Below are 21,144 nucleotides of genomic sequence, written 5' to 3' on the forward strand. Positions count from 1 at the left end.
GCTTTTCATGGCAGGGAGACCCATTGCCACCTGGCAAAAAGAGAGGGAGGTGATTTTTCCGACTCATTCGGGGGCTGCGATCCCGGCCGGGGCCCGGGAACGCGCGGTGAAGCGGTACATCAACGCCAGGATAGCTGGCATCACCACGATCGCGCCCAGGAGCGAAAATGCCACCGAGAGGACGGTCACGATCCCGAAGTTGCTGATGATGTTGAAGTTTGAGACGATGAGTGCGGAGAACCCGAAGACCGTTGTCAGCCCCGAGACCGTGATTGCCGTCCCTATCTTCTGGACGGCTGTCTGGATAGCCTCGAGGAATGGCATGCCGCGGGCAAGTTCTTCTTCGCAACGCTCCATGATAAGAACGGTGTACTCTGATGCGACGCCTATCGTCATCGACCCCAGGACGGCGGTCAGCGGGGTGTAATCCAGGCCGAGCATGTACATGATCCCTCCGTTCCAGCCCACAATGAAGACGATCGGGATGATCGGTGAGATGGCACTGAATTTCCGGTAGACCAGGATCAGGAAGACAAGGATGAAGGCAAACCCGAGCACTGTCATATACACACGGGACTCGCTGATATCGTCCATTACGGCCGCAAACATCTCCAGGCTGCCGGTGATCTTCACCGTCACGCCGGCCGGCGGGTTGCTCCATGCAACATCATCCTGCATCCTCTTGATAAGGTCGCGGGCAACGCTCATCTCCATTTCTACCGTCGAGAACTCGAGCACCGCCTCCATCTTCCCGTTGAGGTAGCGGTTCAGGGTCGACTCCGGGATCCGGGCAACGACCGTGTCGACCTCCCTCTCTGTCGAGGGGAGCACACCGCCGTTGTAGTCCCTGACCAGGGTGGCCACGCTGATCGCCCCTGTGATCTTGTCGTTGTTCGCGATCTCGTAAGCTCCGAACCGATCGATCCAGGCGAGAGTGTCAGGGGAGAGGACGTCGTCTGCGCTCACAACGACCGGGATGGTGCTCGTCGATCCCATCACCCTGATGAGTTTCTCGAGGGAGATGAGAGCGGGCATGTCATCCGGGACGAAGGTCTTCTCATCCGCACTGACAGGGACGCTCTGGTCAAGGTAGAATCCTCCCGCCGCAACCACCGCAAACAGCATGATTACAGGTATGGGGTGTTTTGCGATGGTGTAGGCCAGACGGCCGAGGAAGCGGTCATACCGCTCCATGAGGGACTCCTCCTCTGATGGTTGTGAGGTGGTGTCTCCCGTGGTTGTTTTCTCATTCTTTGGCCGGTAGCGGGTGACGGTCGCAAAGATCGGGACGATTACAAGCGCCGCAATGTAGCAGGAGGCGATCCCGATGGCGCAGACCATCCCGAAGTCGGCCACCATGGGGACCGGGGCAAAGAACATCGCGATGAACCCTAGCGCCGTTGCCGACATCGCGATCAGGACGGAGGGCCCCATCTGGGTGACGGTGGCCCATACGGCCTCAGGGATCGTCTTCTGCCGGACTTCATCATCGAACCGTGCGTGGAACTGGACAGCATAGTCTATCCCGATCCCTATTAGCACCGGGAAAGCCCCGACAACCACCATGCTGATCGGGATGCCGAATAGCCCCATCAACCCGAAGGTTGAGATCAGGCCGATGGCCACGATCGCGACGGGGAGAAGACTGTAGCGGACGTGCGAGAAGAGGAGCATCACAGCAACGATCATCAGAACCATGGCCACAAAGATCAGTGTGCCCGTCTCTGTCCCCATGTCTTCCATCATGTCCTGGGCGAACGCCGGGTTCCCGGTGACCGTGATGGTAAGGCCCGGTGGGGGGTTTGAGATGGCTATGGTCGACCTGACGTTTCCGAGGACCTGTTTCTGAGTATCCAGGCCGACACCGGGTTCAAGGTTGATGACCCCGATCGTTATGAGCCCCGAGGGCATCATCTGTTCGATCGCTTCAGGGGGAGCCTGTGAAATGATCGCATCGATCTCCGCTTTTGAAGACGGCAGGACGCCACCGTTTGCCTGTTTCAGTAAGTCGGTAACGCCGGATACGCTCTCGACATACCGCTCGCTCCTGAGGTCTTCCTGGAGGTTGTCTATATACCTGAGGATCTCGGGGTCCCTGACGTTGTCTGCCTCGTAGAGGAGCATGATCGCGTCAGATCCGTAGGTCTCCATGTAGTGATCCAGGAGCGCTCCGCGTGGTGTGGTCTTGTCAAGATAGGTATCCTCACCTGTCTCCATCGAGACCATCGAGAGACCCAGGAGCGCCAGGACAAATACGGCTGCAGCGACCCCTGCAACCGTCCAGGTATGGTTGTTGATGGCGCTGGCAAGCCATTCGTAAGGGTTCTTCACCTGCACCCCCCCTCCATCTCCTCCCGGTATTCATTTATGATCGCAAGAGTCACCGCATGGGCGACCGCGGTCTCGCTCATCCCGTCTGGTTCGATCCCGTATTCCGATGCGATGCGGAGGAGTTTTGAGGGGTCGAAGACCCAGTAACCACTCTCAAATCCTGTGGCTCCTGCTGCTCTGCTCAGTGTGGATGATAACAGGGGGGTTGCGGGGTCTTCGTCCAGGGCAAGGTGGTGGAGCACGGCCACGGCCAGCCGATGCTCCTCTGGCGGGAGAAATCCGGCTTCAAACCAGACCTGGTCGGTCTCCTCAATATGCGGTTCACTGCTGGACATCTCACGGTGGGCCGGGTGTCTGCAGGGTGGTTCCCTGGAACCACGGTTGAGTCCTGTGTTACAGGTGGTTGCGCAGTTCACGTCTCTCCTCTCATAAATGGTTCATCAGCTGGAGGTAATGTTTTCGGGGGACTGGATATGAACCTGTTGCAACCCCGAATAGGAACCGATCCAGTGCAAAGGAACTGCTGTGGAAGTTGAGGGTTTACTGGTAGGCTATATGGGGAACAGAAATCCGGAATGAGCGCCGGTTTCAGACGTGCGCATTCCCGCCGCCCCTGCCGCGGGTTAAGGCCCGGGATCTTGTTGACGGGTCTCTCTCCTGGTCTCTCGAAGCGTGATACGGCCCCTGCGCTCTGTTATGTATCATCCATCGCATGCCGGGGCAGCCATCCTCGCGAAAGGAGGGGTTATCCCGGGCGTGCTGACGGCTGCCTGATCAAAGATGCTCTGGCGGGGAGAGATCGACTCTCCTAGCGGTGTACGTGATCTCTCTTCGCAACCCATAAGTGTGTTGCAACCCAACAGGGGTGCAATGACTGCTGAAGTTGTCGCTGGGCTGCGTGCGCTGGGGATGAACGAATACGAGGCACGCGTCTATTCCACGCTTGTCGGGCTTCAGAAAGCGACTGCACGGGACCTCCACGAGATCAGCGGAGTTCCCCGCGGGCGGATCTACGAGATCTTAAACGACCTTGCGCGCCGGGGTTTTATCGGGGTTGAAGAGGGGTCTCCCACATCCTACTACGTTCTCGATATCGATCTGGTCTTTGACCGGCTCAAGGACGACCAGATCCGCAGCCTCGATTTGACCCGCGAGGCGCTGAAGAGACTCTCGGTCAAACCGCGTCTTCCTCCCGACTCGTTCTTCATCCTCCGGAGCGACTGGGCGATCGAGAACCATGTATCAGCGCTATTTCGCCGGGTGAAGAAGAGCATGGTGATCCTCTGTTACAATCCGGAGTTCCTCCGAAGACACTATGCGGCCATCAAACCGCTTGAGAAGAGGATAGATCTGTACGTCGTTGTACGCAGAAAGGAGGACTACTCAGAGATCAAGCTCCCGATCTACGAGGCCAGGGGGGCAGTGATCGATCTTCTCAATACGCCGCCGGTGAACGAGTCCCTGATCGACTTGAGGCAGGACGAGTGCACGATCCTGGTCGACGGCCGGGACTTCCTGGTAATTGCCACCGCCGGTTCCGGCCGGCACGCGGTGATAGGCTCGGATATGCCGATCATCGGATATCTCCAGAAGACGGTCGTCGAGCGGCTGGAAGAGGCGGCGTGATCCGGCGCCGCCAGAAAACCGCCTCTTGTTCCCGGATATGCTTTTACACCTAGTTTCCCTTCCCAAACCCTGGCGCTGCCTTCTCTTCATGGAAAAAGTGGACACTATAGCCAGGTTGGCCATAGTTCCCCGCCCTTACTACTGACTCACAGGGTTCACGACCCGGCCCGCAAAGAGGATCGTGCCGTTATCCCTCTCGACGATCAGGAAGACGAACGGGTGATCCGCCCGGAATACGGGCGTGGTGTCGCCGCCGGGTGCACCCTTGATGCTCACGACCACACCCGTCGCTGCTGCGGCCTCGGTGCCCTCCTCGTTCACATCGACGAAGGCTTTGTGATAGACCTCATTGACGAAGAGCATATCTGTGCCGTCCATCCCCGAGAGGTCGGCATCAACGGAAAAGACCGCTGGCATACCCATATCCGCGAGAATCTGGCTGAGTGTGTAGCCGGTCTCAAGCCTGAACTTCGGGAAGACAACCCTGACCCGCTGCTCGACCAGCGAATCCCGGAGTTCTGCAATCGTATCAGCGTCAAGAGCCTCCTCCAATGCCGTCAGGTTCTCGTCCTTCGGGAGGAGGACGATCATGGATATCCCGGTTTCGTTCCCGTGCGCGTAGGGCATCTCGAGCACCTGGAGGGTATCGGTCTCGGTGTAGGGATAGATGGCCTCCTCATCGGTCATGTGCATCATCGGGACGGTCACAGTCTTCTCAGGCGAAACCCGGAACTCTTCATCAGTTGTTTCATCCGGGTTGAACTCTCTGACCCAGTCTCCCTTGAAGTAGATCGCGTTTGTGATCACGAGACGGGTGATCGAGTCGATCGAACCCGGCGGGAGCAGGTCGCGGATCCTATCTTCGGTCTTCTCCTCCACCCACCGGTTGATCGTCTCCCGCGAGCCTTCGGCGTCGCTCACGAAGTCAAGGTTCGTGACGTTTGCCCCATACCACTGTTCCGCCACCTCGGTGTAGTCCGGGAGGAACCGATGGGTCTCCTCTGCCCAGAGGGCGTTTGCAATGCGGAGGGTGTAGTTGTCGCTACCCCTGTTCAGGCCGGCGTTGAGCGCGGCAAACCCCTGTCGCCGGATGGTATCGTCGGCGGGGAGGCTGAGCACCGACCTGATCTCGTCTGCGGTTGTGCCGCGGGCGCCCTCGTAGGTGATCGCGAGCGCCGAAGAGATGCTGTAGGGGGAGAAGAAGATGTTCCTGCCAGCGTATGCCGGGTCGCTTGAGATCTGCCTGTAGAGATCGAGCGCGAACCGGTTGTTCCCATCCGTGACGTTGCTGATGCTTTCTGCAACATCATCCGGACTCGCGGTCCCCTCGCCGGCAGGAGGGGTGGAATCCGCAGGCGCGGCCTCTTCCGTCCCGGTGCATCCGGCAGCGATGCACCCGAGTGCTATAATGCCTGCGAGAAGCAGCAGGCCGATGGCGTTTCTGTCCATGGTCTGTGATATGGCATGGGACATAGTTATACCTGGCGTTAACGACGAAGGAATTCTAAGTCTTCCCGGGGGTGCATCAGTTGCGGTCGGCTTGCCTGCCTGTTACCGGGGCCGTTCTGCATGCTGATGAAACCGGATTCCGGGTGAACGGCAAGAATGGCTGCATACAACCAGTACGGATCTCCTCACGCTGTATGGTCATCATCCGAAAAGAGGATCGGCGGCGATGGATGCGATCGGTGTACTTCCCGCGTTCAAAGGGATCATGGTCCATGACTGCTGGTCGCCATACTTCGGGTATGCATGCGAGCATGCGGTCTGTAATGCCCATATCCTCCGCGATCTCAAAGGGATATCGGAGAATGCCGGTCAACGTTGGTCTGATGAGATGCATGATCTCCTTCTTGAGATCTACGCCGCTGTTGATGGAGCCCCGGAATCAGCGGGTTCTCTCACACCGATTGAGATCGAAGAGTTTCAAAGACGATTTGATCTGATCCTCGAGAACGGGAAGGCAGAGAACCCCTCCTCTCCTCTGCCGGTTCAAGGAGGGAGACGTAGTCGGAAGAGACGAACTCCTGCTGAGAACCTCATTGACCGGTGTCAGAGATATCGTGTAGAGATCCTCCGGTTCATGACCGATTTCAGGATGCCCTTTACGAACAACCTTGCGGAGCGTGACATCAGGATGGTTAAGGTTCAGCAGAAGATCTCGGGGACGTCTCAGTTGTGTGGAGGGGGCATCTAACTTCTGCAGAGTTCGGGGGTATATCTCAACAGTGAGGAAGAATGGAGGGTCGGTAATCACGGCCATCCGGAGAGCATTCGAGGGAGAACCCTTCATACCAACTGCGGCTTACAGGTATACCTGACCTGTTACAATTCGAGTTACACCGAGATGGTCTTCCGCCTGGATGACCAGGACCGCGATGACCGCATGACCGCTCCTATGATCGTGGTCCAGGTTAACGATTCGTGCAGGGTTTCTGCCGCCTATGAGGCCTATCCTTCGTATATCCCGGGCTGCAGGGGGAGAGCCGGATAATCACCAGCAGAACTTCTCCATATCATACCCGGCGTGCGGCATCCCCGGCGGAACCAGGTGGCTCATGTGGACGCACCGATAGTCCTTCGCGCCTACATCGGCGGCGAACCTGACGGCTTCGGCGTAGTTCATGTGCTTGCTGATATTGTGCCCCTCGGGAGCGATGGCGTCGACAAAGAGGAGATCGATCTCTCTCCCCGCCACGAGTTCCCGGCTATCTGCCGGTATATCCTCCCTCGTATCGCTGGTGTAGGCGATCGTCATGTCATCATGCTCGAGGAGGAGGCCACAGGTGTAGACCGGCGGGTGGTTCACAGGAAAGAACGTAAAGGTGAGACCAAAGAGGCCGAATGACTCAAAGGCCGGGACGGCATGCTTCTCAAACGAGAGAAAGTGGAGGTAATCCGAACAGTAGTCCATCACCGGCGGAGCCGCGTATGCCGGCGGCACTTTTTGAACCCTGTAAAACTCCCCGAACCCGATAAAATGGTCGTAATGACCGTGCGACCAGATGACCGCATCGATATGAGGCGAACCTACCCGGAGTAACTGCTGCCGCAGGTCGGGTGAAGACTCTACAAGGATGTGCTTGCCTCCGATCTCGATGATGAAGGATGTCCGCAGTCGCGACCACCCTCTTGCGACCATCTCCCTGCAGTTTTTGCAGTTGCAACCCACCTTCGGCGTCCCGATGGCATCCCCCGTCCCGAGGAGCGTGATCCGCATCTCAATGCCCGGCCCGGATGAGGTTGCGCTCCTCGACCCGGAGGAGCCCCTGTTCGATATCCACCGGGCTGATCCGGTGCCGACCTTCCATCAGCGCCGATATCACAGCCTCTTTCATCATCATCCGCAGATCGGATCCCGAGAACCCCTCCGTCCTGGCGGCGATGTCTGCAAAATCGCAGTCGCACTCGATCGTGGCAGCAACCTTCTCCAGGATCGCCTGCCTCATCTTCCGGTCAGGAAGCGGGAACTCCACAACCTCGTCAAAACGTCGCCAGGCCGCTTCGTCAAGGATGTGGGGATGGTTCGTTGCCCCGATGAGGAGAACACCGTTCCTCACGAAACTGATCTGGTCGATGTTCTTTAAGAGCATATTCACCGCGCGCTTCATCGCGCCGTGGTCGTCGCTGACCCTGGTCTTTGCGACGAAATCGAACTCGTCAATGAAGAGAATACAGGGAGCGAGCCTCTTTGCAAGTTCAAAGATCCGGTCGATGTTCTTTGAGGTCTCACCAAGGTACTGGGAGGTGACCATTGCCAGGCGGACCTCAAGAACCGGCATATGGAGTTCCGGGGACATCGCAAGCGCAAGCGACGTCTTTCCGGTGCCAGGTGGACCGACGAAGAGGAGGCGGCCGAACTCATAGATCCCATGCTGCTTTAAGAAATCACGGTGCTCGAGGGCGACACCGATCTTCTTGATGACCTCCTCCTGTCGGGGGGTGCAGACCAGTTTTTCAAGATTGTACTCAACCTCCGCCGGAGCGCTGATGATGATGAGATCGCGGGCCTCCCGCATCTCTTCACTCTCCCCGACGACGCGGGAGACCTTCGCCTCGATGTACTCCTTTGTATCCTCAAACCGTGGGTTCTTCGCCCGAACGTCCTGGTAGCGGAGATCGATGCTGTCCATCCCTTCAAAATAGAATGCAAGCACGGGGTTCTCCCCGATCCGATCCTTCCCGCCCCTTTTGATGAACCATCCCGCCGCCGCATCGAGCGAGAGCAGGCGGAGGCGCTGCCCGAACTCTTCGTAACCGACGAAGGGGTTGGCGCGAACAGCCTGGCAGACGGTCTCCGGGACGCCAAGAACCTTCTTGATCGCCCCTTCGCTAACGATCAGGGGTCTTTTCACCTCGGGGCTCCCGCCGACCCCGACCCCAAAAAACTCTCGGGTGAGCGGGTGGAGATCGTTGATGTCGAGGTTCTCGTTCCGATTGAATATCTCAGCGGTCAGCAGGAGTTCCATGATAGCAAGGAGATCACGCATACCAGTATCGCCGGTCATATCTGTGAACTGACATATTTGCACGCGACATCAATAAGTATAACTCAGCGGGTGGTGACCTCACACCCATCCGCTGTAACTATCAGGGTATGTTCGGCCTGAGAGACGAACGAACCCTGGATATCGTGCAGAACAGGGAACGGGTGAATGACCCCGGTTCGCACCAGCGTGGATAACCCCAGATCGACCTTGTCCCCCGGCACCCAGCGCCGCGAGAACGGAAGTCCTCGCCGCGGCCGGGCGATCTCGAGGATCCGTTTGGCCGACGGCAATCGTGCGGGGCGGGCCGCAACCTGTTTATAGATCTCCACCCTGGGCGCCTCTACAACCCTCCCCGATCCCGTTGTGGCAAAAGGTTCGATTGCAAAGACCATCCCCTCCACAAGGATCGCCCCGCCGTTCATGGCAATGTTAGGTATCATGGGTTTTGCATGTAGATCGTAGCGTTCAAGACCGTGCCCCGTGAGGTTTGCAACCGGTTTGTAGCCATGCCCCTCGATCTTCGACTGGATGATCGTCCCCAGGTCACCAGCGGCAATCCCCGGTCGAACGGCGGCGATCGCTGCATCGAGGGCCGCACGGGATGCCTCGACGAGCGGGCCGTGATTGCCGAGGTCGACGGTCATCGCGGTGTCGGCGATATAGCCGTCAACGTGGACACCGAGATCAACCTTGATCAGGTCTCCCCTGGCAAAGGTCCGTTCATCGCCCGGCATGGCGGTGTCGTGTGCTGCGGCCTCGTTGAAGGAGACGTTTAAGGGGAAGGCAAGTTGTGCACCCTCCTCAACCACCATTCTCTCCGTCGTTTCAACCATTTCAAGGAGAGAGACCCCCTCTTTCACGAGCCCCGCCCCCCTGCGGAGGACCTTCCTTGCCAGCGCCCCGGCTTCCCGGTAGGCGTCGCAGACTCTGTCATCCATGCTCATACTGTAAGCCTCTCTTCGTATTGGGTGAACCGGTCAAACCCGGTCTCTGTAACCACGCCCATATCCTCAAGGCGGACACCGCCGATGCCCGGGTAGTAGAGCCCGGGCTCAACGGTGACCACGTTGCCTGCGCAAAGTTCCCCGCCCTCGGGACCTAGGGACGGATCTTCGTGCACCTCAAGCCCTACGCCGTGACCGAGGCTGTGGGTGAACCCCCGCATGTTGCTCTCGTATCCGCGGTCGCGGAAGAACTCCACTACCTCACGATGCAGGTCGGCGCCGTGCGCACCGGCACGAAGCATCGATATCGCATGTTCTTTTGCAGCCCTGACAGCGTCATACATCTCCCTGATCGCCGGAGATGGTTCGCCTTTCACGACCGTGCGTGTCATGTCGGCATGATAACCGGTTCTTTCGTCCTGGGGGAAGATATCTATGACAATGGGTTCATCCTCCAGGAGCGGCCCCCTACCCTGGTGGTGGGGAAGCGCGGTGTCAGGACCGCAGGAGACGATGGTATCGATCCCACGGTAACCATGAGCAAGGAGAGTGGTGTGCATCTCCGTTCTGACGGCTTCGGAGGTGAGGGGTGCACCATTCCGATAAAGGAGGCCATCTTTCGGGACGGATGAACGGATAAGCGCTATACCCCTGTCCATCGCAGCCTCGGTAACGTGCTGGGCACCGCGTATCCACTGGATCTCTTCCGGCGTCTTGACCGCCCTCATCCTCTCAACAACACCTTTCTCGTCGAGTATGACCGGTTGAAACGACTCCAGGTGCCTGGCGAGGGCAAACGGGAAGAAAGAGGGGGCGAGGAGAGGGCCGCCGGCCATGTCTGCGATCACGTGCGCTGTCGCCCGCCAGCGGGACTCCCCTGCCCTGATGCAGTCGAGGAACCCGACGTCGGCACGGGTGACCACCGCTGCCGTCGATTCGCGCACCGCACGTTCATACTCCATCTGCGAGACCACGATCAACCCGCGCTCCCCGGGTTTGTGGACATACACCACAGGGTCGGTGGTGCGAAACCGGGTCAGGTAACGCACATTGGCGTCTGCAGACGAGCCGTAAGCCACGTATGCCGCCGCACCAGCATCCTGTATGGCCGAATCCAGCCAGTTCGTTCTATCAGTCTCTGAGGATACCACAAGTACTTTTATTCCACGCGTTCAAGTATGAGTGATGGATGAGGCAACGAAGAAGGATTTCAAGACCAGGTTCACCAAGCTGACAATCATGCTCAACATCATCATACTCTGTTTCGCGATAGGCATCTTTGTCCTCCTCCGGTTTGCGCCCGAAGGGACGCCCGGCCTTGTGATTGGCCTTCTTCTCCTGGCTGCAGGAGCGGTCGTCTCCATATCGTTCCGGAAGCGGTATATCCGGATGAAGGTCTGGCTGAGCGAACAACCATAAGGGGCGTGGGTATTTCGCCCGCGCGGCAACCATGCTGTCAAAGATCAAATCCGAGATCGAGCTCGTCTCAAGGCATCTTGAGGTTATCCGGGTGGTCGTGGAGCATCAGCCCATCGGAATCATGAGGCTCTCTGAAATCCTGGGTCTTCCCTACCACCGGGTTCGCTACTCACTGCGGATCCTGGAACAGGAGGGTTACATCCACGCTTCGCCGGCAGGTGCGGTAGCAACACCCCTGGCAGCGGATCTTCTTTCCAGCCTTGATGATGAGGTAGACGAACTGATTGAACTCCTGCAGGCCATCCGGAAGAATAATTCCCGTAACGTTTAATATGATTCAGTCAAGACTGTATAGGGCAACTGTTCCGGTGCCGCCATAACTCAGTTGGTAGAGTGGCTGGCTGTTAACCAGCATGTCACAGGTTCGAGTCCTGTTGGCGGCGCTTTCCTTTTAGGTATCTTTGCCTGTTGTGGCACCTCCATTGGTTCTGGAGAAACCACCCTCTAGACCCCTATAACCCTGCAGTCTATCGGAGCAAAGTATCCGGATCAACGTTCATTCACCATTGTTTGTGCATCGGAGGTTCCCCTTTCAGCGTTCTGCACTACAGCGTGCAGAACCGCGTCCAGGGTTGTGACGGAAACCTTTGCCAGAGCATCATTGGCGAGGGGAGCCACAGACAGATATCAAGATGGTGCGACCGATCTCCTATACCCACAACCTGCCCGCCCTTGCGCAAACAACTGTCAACTACCCACGAACCCGAACCCGAACCCGTCCCGGTCTCTCGCGGCGATCTCGAATGGAAACGTTCGTAAACATCGAGGTCTATCTCGATGTGTAAGGAGGAGGTTGAGATAGCGAGACTGGTGCTGGTCGACACGGTGACAGGAACGCGGATCAGACACCGTATCAGGAATATGAAGCAGGCCTTAAAGCAGCAGGAGTGGTACGAGGCAGCCCTCGGGCGCCGTGTTCGGATCGAGAAGGAGTTCAGGCGATAGGGTAGGTAAAGCGGGCTCAGAGGGGATATGATACCTTCAGCAGGCGCATTGAAGAACCTGCTGCGTGATACGCTGGGATCTCTCTCACGCAGGGATGTTGAAGAACCTGGCGGTGGGGTTGCAGGGCCCCCTCCTCTTCAATGGCCTCTGACAAGGCCTACAGCGGCCAGTTTGCAGAAGGGATCCTGGTGCTGCTTGGGAGCGGTTTGGCCTCTTCTTCATGATTCTACCTGGTCTGGCGATCTGGGCGGTGACGATAATCTCGCTATCGGCGGCAGCGATGATGCTCCTCGTCGCAATGGGGCTTGAATGGATGTTGTAGGCGGGCAATGTTGTATTGTCAGGCAGCCCCGGGTCATACTACGTCACCCGTCAGCCCCAACAAGACCGGAGAAACCCTGATATACACCAATACACTGAATTTCTGATTTGTTAGCACAATAGGAAACATTCATATTACTCGATCGACAACAAAACCTTATGAGAGGCTCCCCGCCAGATCGGCTCATCTGCCTCATCCTGCTGCTAATGCTCGTTCCGGCCGCAGCATGGGGCGCCACGGTCACCCGGACGCTCTCCACCGCCGAGCCGGGGGCGGGCGAGGTCTTTGAGGTCTCGCTCTCTATCGAGGGGATCACCCTCGGCGGCGTCGTGGAGACTCTGCCGCCCGGCTACACCTTCGCGGGAACCGACCACCCGGCTGACCGCATCCTGGCCAGAGACAGGCAGGTCGCGTTTGCGCTGATAAACGAGACCCTTATAACCTACAAGGTCAGGGCGCCCTCCTCCGGCAGCGGGGATATAACCGGCATCTGGGAAGACTTCCTGGGCGAGTCAAACGGCACCATCCCCGCCTCACATCTCGCGGTGGACGGTATCGAGACAGAAGAAGAGAACACCCCGCAGGAGAGGCCGACACAGGAGGCCGCCCCGCCGTTTGCCCTCCTTACAGCGATAGTTGCTCTCATCATCGCCCGGCGGTGGGGTGGTCAGCGATGAACCGGCGTATCATCCTCATCCTTCTCCTCCTCCTCCTCGCCGTCCCGGCATCGGCGGCTGAGGGCAGCATACCGGGAGATGCCGATGGGGATGACGTCCTCACCTTCAGCGAGTACACCGCGGCAGCCCTCTCCTATCTCGACGCCGCCTACATGGGTGGTGCCGGAGAGATAGACCGCGATGACATCCTGGACGCCGCCTGGGTCTACGCCCGCTGGGATGGAAAACCGCTTCTGGTCACCGACTCATCTGGAAGAGACCTGACGCTCTACCGCCCCCTGCGCCGGGTTGTGACCTTCAGCGGTGAGGCTCTCGAGACGCTGCGGTCTGTCGGGTTCGATATGGAGAAGGTTGTGGCCGTCGACAAGTACACCCACGAGAAAAGCACGTTCTTCCCCGAATGCCAGGATAAACCGAACGTCGGTTCGATCTGGTCGCCAGATATGGAGAGGGTCGTCTCCCTCCGGCCGGACGCCGTATTCCTCTACGCGAGTATCAGCACATCGGCCTGCGACGATATCCAGCGCAGGCTTGAGGCGAGCTGTCCTGGTATCCGGGTTTTCAGGTTCGACTGCTTTAAGCCCGCAACCTATCCGGAGGAGATCCGAAAGATCGCCGCGATCGTAGACGAACCCTGGCAGGGAGAAGAGTTTGCCTCATTCTACGAGTCGACGATGGACAGGATCCGGGAGGGCACGGCAGATATACCGGTCGATGAGCGTGTCCGGGTATACTTCGAGTACTGGACGGACTACAAGACCGTCGCGGCCGGATCCGGGTATAACGAGAAGATCGAGATCGCTGGTGGGCTGAACCCCTTTGCCGGCGAGAGCGGGGAGTATCCCATCATCGACCCTGAGGCGGTCATCGTCGCTGACCCGCAGGTGATCGTGAAACTGGCCGGGCAGGGCCTGGCCGTCGGCGGCTACGCCCGGCGCGACACAGAAGCGCTGGCCGAGATCAGGTCGGCGCTGCTTGAACGCCCCGGCTGGTCCAGGATCTCCGCCGTGAAGGACGGTCGGGTCTACGTCATCCATTCGGATATCCTTGGCGGTGCCCAGCACTTCATCGGGACGGCTTACCTGGCGAAGTGGTTCTACCCCGACAGGTTCGCCGACCTCGACCCGCACGCCATCCACCAGCGTTACTTAAGCGAGTTCCAGGGGATCGATTTCGATCTCGCGTCTATGGGAAGTTTCGTCTACCCCGAATAGGAGCCATCGCCATGGAGCAGAATATCAGTCTTTACGAGGGCTACGCGCGGCTGAAGAGGACACGCGCCGCCTTTATGCTTGCCCTCATCTTCGGACTCATCCTCCTCATCGGGATAGCGGTCACCCTCGGGTCGGCCGATCTCGGAGTGGCTGAGTCCTATCTCGCGATCCTGGCCGGTCTCTTCCCCGGCAGGTTCAGTGCTCCGGAACTTGCAATCACCATCGTCTGGGACTACCGGCTCCACCGGGTGCTCTTCGCGGTCTGCGCCGGGTTCGGGCTCGCGGTGGCGGGTTCGGTGATGCAGGGGATCCTCCGAAACCCACTTGCAAGCCCATTCACGCTCGGTATCGCCTCGGCGGCGGCCACCGGCGCAGCCGTTGCGATAGTCATGGGCGCCGGGGTTCTCGGCGGGGAGTACCTCATCATAGGCAACGCTTTCCTCTTTGCCCTGCTTGCCGCGTTTGCCATCTACGGGATGGCCCGATACAGAGGAGTGGGCTCGGAGACGATGGTCCTTGCCGGGATCGCGCTCATGTACCTCTTCTCGGCGGTGACCTCGCTCCTCCAGTACGTCGGCAGCAGCGAAGAGCTCCAGGCAGTGGTATTCTGGATGTTTGGGTCGGTTGACAAGTCAACCTGGCTGAAACTCGGGATCGTCGCGCTTGTCCTTGCCTGCACCGTCCCTTACCTGGTATACCGTGCCTGGGACCTCAACGCTCTGGCAGAGGGTGACGAGGTGGCGGCCGGTCTCGGGGTGCCGGTCGAGCGTTCGATGATGGTCATGATGCTTATCGCCTCGCTCATCACAGCGGTGATCATATGTTTCACCGGGACGATCGGGTTCATCGGGCTTGTTGCGCCGCACATCACACGCATGATCATAGGTAGCGATTTCAGAACGCTCCTTCCGGCATCCGGTCTCATCGGTGCTCTCCTTCTCCTGGCGGCAGACAGTATCGCCCGAAGCGTCCTTGCACCGCAGGTCATCCCTGTCGGTATCGTGACCGCGTTTCTCGGGGTGCCGTTCTTCATCTACCTCTTCCTGCACCGGAGGGATGCCTGATGCCGCTGATATCGGTCGAAGATCTCTCGTTTGCCTACCGTGACCGGGAGGTTCTCCACGAAATCACCTTCTCGGTGGAGAGGGGGGAGGTTCTCGGGCTTGTGGGGCCGAACGGCTGCGGGAAGACAACGCTCATCCGGTGCATCAACGGGATGCTATCTCCAAGACGCGGGAGGGTGATGCTCGATGGTCGGGATATCCGCATCATGCACCGGCGCGAGATTGCGCGGGCGATGGCCTACGTGCCGCAGTCTGCCGGGAACCGGACCGCTGCAACCGTGTTTGAGACCGTCCTGATGGGGAGGCGGCCATACCTGAACTGGAAGGTGAGCCCTGCTGACGAGGATAAGGTGGTTGAGGCGCTTACCCTCCTCGATCTCGAGGAACTCGCGTTCCGGAGGGTTGCCGAACTCTCCGGCGGGGAGCGCCAGCGGGTTATGATCGCACGGGCGCTTGTGCAGGAGACAGACGCTATCTTCCTCGACGAACCGACCAGCAACCTGGATCTCTGCCACCAGATGGCGGTGATGGAGATCCTGCGCGACCTCGCCGATAAGAAGGGACTTGCTATCGTCATCGCTCTCCACGACCTCAATCTCGCGGCTACTTACTGCCACCGTCTTCTGGTGCTCGAAGGCGGGTCGATATACGGCTGCGGGGCTCCGGCGGAAGTGCTAACCGAAGATATGCTCAGGTCGGTCTACGGGATTGAGGCAGTGGTAAAACGGGACCTCCCGGCGCCTTACATCGTCCCCCTCCGCCCCGGGTGCCTGGAAAGCGGCGTATAATAGCCCATACGTCCCCAAAACGACGATGTGGCGCAGTACAACACCCCCAGGTCCGCGATACGACCGGGACGATAGGGGGGTACCGTGGAGAGTCAGGGGAGCCAGAACGAAATGGATTAAATTATTACAGGGTGCGTCAACCCCCCTTCATGGGGTATACAGTCAGACTGGATCTCCCCAGGATCCTGGAGGTGACAGGCGAGTTACAACACTTCCTCGAGCTCGGGACCGCCCGCCTTGAGGCGGAAGGCCCGTTATCAGAAGAAGAGTCCGAAGCGCTGATCTTCTCCCTTGCAGACGAACTTGAAGACCACCTGAGAACGATGCGCGAGCGGCAGGGGTCTGCCAGCATACGCGATCTCCAGATGTGGACCAGGGCCTGGATCGAGGAGCAGCAGGAGGATCTCGGGGGAAGAGAGGACGCAGGATAACCGTCGCGGGCCGATGCGAATGATTCTTCATCTCCGCCGGTCCCGCTTCACCTCGATCCAGCGCTTCTTCTTCCCGCAGCGTTCGCACCGCTGCTCCCACTCGATGACGTTTGAGGAGTAGTCATCGTAGCCATGCTTCCGGCCCCACCGATGGAGTCCGAGCCTGCAAAGGATCTGTCCGGGTCCCGCCATCTTTTCACTCCAGTTGTTCCCCTTTCATCCGGATGAATCTTCGCCTGGAGAGCCCCCCTCAGGGTATGATCTCACAACTGTTGTAGCGCCGGTGGGAGAAATCCTCCAGCCTGATTCTGCCGTCCTGGATGAGCGATCTGACATGCGGCAGCGCCGCTGAGAGAGCGGCATGGAGGTTCTCCACCGTGCTGCAGACGACCCGCCGCCCCTCCTCCGGCCAGGGTCGGAGGATGTTTGAGTAAAGGCAGCGGCCGCCGCAGAACTCAAGGATACCACACTCCGTGCAGGGACTCCCAACAGTGGTAACCGGCAGGTGGAGGGGATCTGCTGTCGCTATATGCCCGGCGTAGTAGTCCTTCATCCCTACCATTATTGGGCATGGAACGATATGCCCGTCGGTCATGATGCTGTAGTTTGCGTGGCCGCAACCACACCGGAGTTTGCCTGGCCGGCCGAGCAGCATGTCCTCCATCGGGTCAATGAAGGGGTACCACCGGAGCACCCGTGCCTCCCGCCGCATCGTCTCGACCCAGAAGGCCACAAGCGAGCGGATACCAGGGTTGTAACTTTCTGATACCCATGCAGCGTAGTCTCGCATCCCGTAGTCGTTCCAGAAATTTGCGTCCATCTGCCAGTGGACTGCCGGGAAGGAGAACCTCTCGTTCTCCGTAAGGTAGCAGACCGCCTCAACGATATCAGTATCCTCGGTCACGGTCATCCTGGCGATCAGTTCGCCTCCAAACCCGCCGGCCACGAGACCGCGGAGGTTTCTCATGACCCGATCAAACGTCCCCTCGCCCCGGTGGGCGTCGGTGAGGCTCTCCGGGCCGTCGATCGAGACCAGGATGGTGTCGAACCGGTTTGCGATGGCGGGTTCGAGATCATCAAGGAGCGTGCCGTTGGTGTGCAGGATCAGCGCCGATACAGGCGCTTTGCGGGCGATCTCGCTGACCAGGTCGGGTGCGAGCAGGGGTTCCCCGCCATACAAGATGAGTATCGGATCGGGATCCTTTGCCAGGAACCGGTAGAGGTCATCGAGATCGATATCGAGGTCAACAGGCAGGTCTTCGTCGATGGAGATCCCGGGTTGGTCGGGGGAGTCGACGACAAACGCCTTTCCGCGGCAGTAGGTGCAGCAGAGGTTGCAGGCATCGGTCAGGATGAGATGGTAGTACACGAAAGGTCTCTTATTATTCAGGGTGTATACGTGAAAAAGGTGAGGTTTGATCTGTCCTGCTCCCCATTCCCCGTTCCATGCCGCAAAGCAGAAGAGCCTGCAGGATAAAGTGGCTCTTATGTCGGAGACTGAAACCGAGAGACTCACCGAACGTGTCATCGACCCCCGCGGCCTGGTTGCCTATCAGCCAGGCTCGATCGTCAGCCGGATGCTCATAAACACCCCTGCAGGCACCATAACGATCTTTGCCTTCGATGCAGACGAAGGCCTCTCGGAGCACACCGCTCCCTATGACGCCGTCCTGGAGGTTCTTGAGGGAGAGGCTCTCATCACCATCGCGGGCACGGATTACTCCCTTACAGCGGGCGAGATGATCATAATGCCCGCCGGGAAGCCCCACGCTGTCCAGGCCATCACGCAGTTCAAGATGATGCTGACGATGATCCATGCCTGACCCACTCCCGGGTGAGCGCAGACTGAAAGCTTTTATGTAGTTTTGAGAGAGATCATACCTTCAGGGACGGTAGGACGGCCGGGCATCCTCGCAACCATCGAATCTCCAACGCATACCAAAGAGGTAGTAGAATGTATAAAAACCTCTCTCCAGATGAGTGCCGGACGACCGCGTGGCACGCCCTCCAGGTGGACGAGGTAGAACGACTGCTCGAATCATCGACAGATGGCCTCACCCAAGAGGAGGTTGCCCGGCGAAAAGAGGTCTTCGGCGAGAATGCCCTCCCTAAGAAGCGCCCACTGACTGTATTTGAGGTCTTCCTCCGCCAGTTCAAGAGCCCGCTAATCTACGTTCTCCTTGCAGCCGGGATCATCTCTATCCTCTTCGTCGATCTCACCGATGCCATCTTCATCTTTGCCGTTCTGCTGCTCAACGCTGTCATTGGAACTTTTCAGGAGGTGAAGGCAGAGAGGGGTGCAGCAGCGCTGCAGGAGATACTCAAGATCCATGCACGCGTGATACGGGGCGGCCGGGAGAGGGTTGTGCCTGCCGAAGACCTGGTTCCAGGCGACCGTGTCGTCCTGGAGTCCGGCGACCGCGTCCCCGCCGATACCCGAATCATCAGAGCACGGTCACTCACCGTCGACGAGTCGCTCCTGACCGGTGAGTCCCACGCGGTCGAGAAGACACCCGACCCCGTGGACGCGTCGCTGCCCACCAGCGATCGACGGAGCATGCTGTATGCCGGCACCACTGTCATGACCGGGCGCTGCACGGGAGTTGTGGTCTCGACTGGCCAGAATACAGAGATTGGCCAGATCGCACAGAGCGTCACGGAGTCAGAGGGCGGCAAACCACCGCTCATCATCCGCATGGAAGACTTCTCGCGCAAGATTGCCATCGCCATCCTTGCTGCCACAGGGGTGCTTGCTATCATCGTGCTCGGCCAGGGGATGCCTATCCTTGATGTCTTCTTCCTTGTCGTCGCCCTGGCGGTCTCGGCGATCCCCGAGGGGCTGCCGGTCGCACTGACCGTTGCTCTCTCGATCGCGGCGTCGCGGATGGCAACACGCAACGTCATCGTCCGGGTCCTCGCAGCGGTGGAGAGTCTTGGAAGCTGCACTCTGATCGCAAGCGACAAGACCGGGACGCTCACCGTGAACCAGCAGACCGCCAGGGTCATCGCCCTCCCCACCGGTGAGAGGTTCAGCGTAACCGGGGCCGGTTACGCAGGTGAGGGTGAGGTTCTCGAGGAAGACGGCGATCCGGTGGCCGGCCCCGGCCGCTCCAGACTGGAACAACTTGCCCGGGCGGCGGCGATCTGTAACGAGGCGGCGCTGGAGCGGACCGACGATGGCAACTGGACACATCATGGCGATGCAATCGACGTGGCGTTTCTCGCACTCGCATACAAACTCGGGCTTGACCCCGCTACCGTCCGGGAGGGTGCGCCAGCCGTTGCCGAGATCCCGTTTGAGTCCGAGCGGCGCTACGCTGCTGTCTGGTACCGTGATGGGGAGGGGATCCGGGTAGCGGTCAAGGGGGCCGTTGAGACCGTCCTCCCGTTCTGCCAGAGTATGGCTACCGGGGGAGAGAGGAGTCTTCCCCTCGATCCTGACGGCGTGCAGGAGGAACTCGAGTTCCTGACCTCACAGGGCTACCGGGTGCTTGCTGTGGCCCATGGTCGGGAGGAGAGAGATATCTCTGGAGAGAACCCGCAGGTTCCTCCCCTTGAACTCCTCGGCCTGGTCGGGTTCATCGACCCGATCCGGCCCGACGTCCCGGATGCCGTCCGACGGTGCCGTGAGGCAGGGGTAGATGTGGTGATGGTGACCGGCGACCACCCCGCAACAGCCCTTGCCATTGCACGGGAACTGGAGATCGCCGATTCGCCGGATCAGGTGATCACCGGCGCGGAAATGGGCGATACCGGCGACTCGATCACACCCGGGCTTATCGAGCGGGCGAAGCGCGCCCGTGTCTTTGCAAGGGTGACACCGTTACAGAAACTCCGGATCGTCGAGGCTTACCGGGAGAGCGGGGCGTTTGTTGCGGTCACGGGGGACGGCGTAAACGACGCTCCGGCACTCCGGAGCGCTAATATCGGGATCGCGATGGGCTCGGGGACTGATGTTGCCAAGGACACGGCATCGCTGATCATCGCCGATGATAACTTCGCCTCGATCGTTGCAGGTATTGAGGAGGGGCGCTACGCCTACGACAACGTCCGCAAAGTTGTCTACCTCCTGATCTCGACCGGGTTTGCGGAGGTTCTCCTCTTCATGCTCGCCCTGGCCCTGGGTCTGCCGCTGCCGCTTTTTGCCGTCCAACTCCTCTGGCTGAACCTGGTGACAAACGGGATCCAGGATGTGGCGCTCGCATTCGAGGGGGGGGAGCCCGACGTAATGAAACGGCCGCCGCGAAAGCCCGACGAGGGGATCTTCAACCGCCTGATGATAGAGGAGACGCTCCTCTCGGGCACCGTCATCGCGGTGGTGGCGCTTGGCGCCTGGCACTGGATGCTCGGCAACGGCTGGGACGAGTTCGCGGCCAGAAACATGCTTGTCCTGCTGATGGTGCTCTTCGAGAACATCCACGCCTTCAACTGCCGGTCGGAGTACTTCTCCGCGTTCCGTGTCCCTATCAGCCGCAACTACTTCTTGATTGCCGGCGTCATTGCTGCGCAGGGCATACACATCCTCGCACTCCACATTCCCTTCTTCCAGAACGTGCTCCAGGTGCAGCCGATATCCCTGGGAGAGTGGGTCTTCCTGCTTGCCCTTGCCTCAACGGTGATGATCGTGATGGAGATCTTCAAGGCCGTCAGAAAACACAGACCGCCACGTCACAAACCGGAGGAGAATCATTGATCCGGCCGCAGGCGGGAGTAGGGGGCACCTGGTGAAGAGGTGCACCCACTTTAACCCCCTCCCCGTTGAATTACCGGCCGGTTCCAGGTGCTCTCTCCGATGGTCCCTGAATCAGGCCATGTTTTACTGTGAGACGACTC

At 59.2% G+C, this 21,144-nt stretch carries 21 protein-coding genes and 1 tRNA gene; 13 read left to right on the plus strand and 9 right to left on the minus strand.

Going from position 1 to position 21,144, the window contains the following annotated elements:
* Nucleotides 1–63: 63 nt before the first annotated feature.
* Together R6Y96_RS02785 and R6Y96_RS02790 are read right to left on the minus strand one after the other, a co-directional pair.
* A complete protein-coding gene (locus R6Y96_RS02785) occupies nucleotides 64–2,331 on the minus strand; it encodes an efflux RND transporter permease subunit (RefSeq protein ID WP_318621998.1) in 2,268 nt (755 codons plus the stop codon).
* Nucleotides 2,328–2,666: a hypothetical protein gene (locus tag R6Y96_RS02790; RefSeq protein ID WP_318621999.1), complete on the minus strand. Its 339-nt coding sequence runs from the start codon at nucleotides 2,664–2,666 to the stop codon at nucleotides 2,328–2,330. Before R6Y96_RS02790 ends, R6Y96_RS02785 begins: the two co-directional genes overlap by 4 nt.
* Nucleotides 2,667–3,201: 535 nt before the next feature.
* Between R6Y96_RS02790 and R6Y96_RS02795 the strand changes: the two genes are divergently transcribed.
* Nucleotides 3,202–3,957, plus strand: coding sequence for a TrmB family transcriptional regulator (locus R6Y96_RS02795; protein WP_318622000.1), 756 nt, complete (start codon nucleotides 3,202–3,204; stop codon nucleotides 3,955–3,957).
* A 138-nt stretch (nucleotides 3,958–4,095) separates the two neighbouring features.
* On the opposite strand, the gene R6Y96_RS02800 is transcribed toward R6Y96_RS02795, so the two are convergent.
* The gene (locus R6Y96_RS02800) at nucleotides 4,096–5,406 is read right to left on the minus strand and encodes a serpin family protein (protein WP_318622001.1); all 1,311 of its coding nucleotides are present in this window, start codon (nucleotides 5,404–5,406) and stop codon (nucleotides 4,096–4,098) included.
* A gap of 160 nt (nucleotides 5,407–5,566) precedes the next feature.
* Here R6Y96_RS02800 and R6Y96_RS02805 point away from each other — a divergent pair, with 160 nt between their 5' ends.
* Nucleotides 5,567–6,154 (plus strand): IS66 family transposase, encoded by a 588-nt coding sequence (locus R6Y96_RS02805; RefSeq protein WP_318622469.1) that lies wholly within the window; start codon nucleotides 5,567–5,569, stop codon nucleotides 6,152–6,154.
* A 297-nt stretch (nucleotides 6,155–6,451) separates the two neighbouring features.
* Here R6Y96_RS02805 and R6Y96_RS02810 read toward each other — a convergent pair whose 3' ends face one another.
* From R6Y96_RS02810 to R6Y96_RS02825, 4 genes are read right to left on the minus strand one after another with little or no spacing between them, the layout of a single operon-like run.
* Nucleotides 6,452–7,177 (minus strand): MBL fold metallo-hydrolase, encoded by a 726-nt coding sequence (locus tag R6Y96_RS02810; RefSeq protein WP_318622002.1) that lies wholly within the window; start codon nucleotides 7,175–7,177, stop codon nucleotides 6,452–6,454.
* A 1-nt stretch (nucleotide 7,178) separates the two neighbouring features.
* On the minus strand, nucleotides 7,179–8,465 hold the full coding sequence (locus tag R6Y96_RS02815; RefSeq protein WP_318622003.1) for an ATP-binding protein: 1,287 nt from the start codon (nucleotides 8,463–8,465) through the stop codon (nucleotides 7,179–7,181).
* A 44-nt stretch (nucleotides 8,466–8,509) separates the two neighbouring features.
* Nucleotides 8,510–9,391: a type II methionyl aminopeptidase gene (gene map / locus R6Y96_RS02820; protein WP_318622004.1), complete on the minus strand. Its 882-nt coding sequence runs from the start codon at nucleotides 9,389–9,391 to the stop codon at nucleotides 8,510–8,512.
* Complete coding sequence (locus R6Y96_RS02825; protein ID WP_318622005.1) at nucleotides 9,388–10,542, minus strand: Xaa-Pro peptidase family protein; 1,155 nt, start codon at nucleotides 10,540–10,542, stop codon at nucleotides 9,388–9,390. Before R6Y96_RS02825 ends, map begins: the two co-directional genes overlap by 4 nt.
* A 34-nt stretch (nucleotides 10,543–10,576) precedes the next feature.
* Between R6Y96_RS02825 and R6Y96_RS02830 the strand changes: the two genes are divergently transcribed.
* The 9 genes from R6Y96_RS02830 to R6Y96_RS02870 all read left to right on the plus strand — a co-directional run bounded on the left by R6Y96_RS02830 (nucleotide 10,577) and on the right by R6Y96_RS02870 (nucleotide 16,311).
* The gene (locus R6Y96_RS02830) at nucleotides 10,577–10,810 is read left to right on the plus strand and encodes a hypothetical protein (RefSeq protein ID WP_318622006.1); all 234 of its coding nucleotides are present in this window, start codon (nucleotides 10,577–10,579) and stop codon (nucleotides 10,808–10,810) included.
* Nucleotides 10,811–10,841: 31 nt separating this feature from the next.
* Nucleotides 10,842–11,141, plus strand: coding sequence for a hypothetical protein (locus R6Y96_RS02835; RefSeq protein ID WP_318622007.1), 300 nt, complete (start codon nucleotides 10,842–10,844; stop codon nucleotides 11,139–11,141).
* 39 nt (nucleotides 11,142–11,180) lie between these two features.
* Nucleotides 11,181–11,253 (plus strand) — tRNA-Asn (locus R6Y96_RS02840).
* A gap of 394 nt (nucleotides 11,254–11,647) precedes the next feature.
* A complete protein-coding gene (locus R6Y96_RS02845) occupies nucleotides 11,648–11,815 on the plus strand; it encodes a hypothetical protein (protein ID WP_318622008.1) in 168 nt (55 codons plus the stop codon).
* Between the two features lie 480 nt (nucleotides 11,816–12,295).
* On the plus strand, nucleotides 12,296–12,814 hold the full coding sequence (locus R6Y96_RS02850; RefSeq protein ID WP_318622009.1) for a hypothetical protein: 519 nt from the start codon (nucleotides 12,296–12,298) through the stop codon (nucleotides 12,812–12,814).
* The gene (locus R6Y96_RS02855; RefSeq protein ID WP_318622010.1) at nucleotides 12,811–14,028 is read left to right on the plus strand and encodes an ABC transporter substrate-binding protein; all 1,218 of its coding nucleotides are present in this window, start codon (nucleotides 12,811–12,813) and stop codon (nucleotides 14,026–14,028) included. The genes R6Y96_RS02850 and R6Y96_RS02855 overlap by 4 nt, the downstream gene beginning before the upstream one ends.
* A gap of 11 nt (nucleotides 14,029–14,039) precedes the next feature.
* Complete coding sequence (locus R6Y96_RS02860) at nucleotides 14,040–15,092, plus strand: FecCD family ABC transporter permease (RefSeq protein WP_318622011.1); 1,053 nt, start codon at nucleotides 14,040–14,042, stop codon at nucleotides 15,090–15,092.
* Nucleotides 15,092–15,880 (plus strand): ABC transporter ATP-binding protein, encoded by a 789-nt coding sequence (locus R6Y96_RS02865; protein WP_318622012.1) that lies wholly within the window; start codon nucleotides 15,092–15,094, stop codon nucleotides 15,878–15,880. The genes R6Y96_RS02860 and R6Y96_RS02865 overlap by 1 nt, the downstream gene beginning before the upstream one ends.
* A 149-nt stretch (nucleotides 15,881–16,029) precedes the next feature.
* Nucleotides 16,030–16,311: a hypothetical protein gene (locus R6Y96_RS02870; protein WP_318622013.1), complete on the plus strand. Its 282-nt coding sequence runs from the start codon at nucleotides 16,030–16,032 to the stop codon at nucleotides 16,309–16,311.
* A gap of 27 nt (nucleotides 16,312–16,338) precedes the next feature.
* Here R6Y96_RS02870 and R6Y96_RS02875 read toward each other — a convergent pair whose 3' ends face one another.
* Nucleotides 16,339–16,503 carry a hypothetical protein gene (locus R6Y96_RS02875; protein ID WP_214023360.1) on the minus strand — a complete coding sequence of 55 codons (165 nt, stop codon included), beginning with the start codon at nucleotides 16,501–16,503 and terminating at the stop codon, nucleotides 16,339–16,341.
* Nucleotides 16,504–16,561: 58 nt separating this feature from the next.
* Nucleotides 16,562–17,680 carry a TIGR04084 family radical SAM/SPASM domain-containing protein gene (locus R6Y96_RS02880; protein WP_318622014.1) on the minus strand — a complete coding sequence of 373 codons (1,119 nt, stop codon included), beginning with the start codon at nucleotides 17,678–17,680 and terminating at the stop codon, nucleotides 16,562–16,564.
* Nucleotides 17,681–17,798: 118 nt separating this feature from the next.
* Here R6Y96_RS02880 and R6Y96_RS02885 point away from each other — a divergent pair, with 118 nt between their 5' ends.
* Both R6Y96_RS02885 and R6Y96_RS02890 read left to right on the plus strand, forming a co-directional pair.
* Nucleotides 17,799–18,134 (plus strand): cupin domain-containing protein, encoded by a 336-nt coding sequence (locus tag R6Y96_RS02885; protein ID WP_214023362.1) that lies wholly within the window; start codon nucleotides 17,799–17,801, stop codon nucleotides 18,132–18,134.
* Between the two features lie 131 nt (nucleotides 18,135–18,265).
* Nucleotides 18,266–21,004 carry a cation-translocating P-type ATPase gene (locus tag R6Y96_RS02890; RefSeq protein ID WP_318622015.1) on the plus strand — a complete coding sequence of 913 codons (2,739 nt, stop codon included), beginning with the start codon at nucleotides 18,266–18,268 and terminating at the stop codon, nucleotides 21,002–21,004.
* Nucleotides 21,005–21,144 lie beyond the last annotated feature (140 nt).

The sequence above is a fragment of the Methanoculleus receptaculi genome (assembly GCF_033472595.1).
In the GTDB taxonomy this organism is placed as follows: domain Archaea; phylum Halobacteriota; class Methanomicrobia; order Methanomicrobiales; family Methanoculleaceae; genus Methanoculleus; species Methanoculleus receptaculi.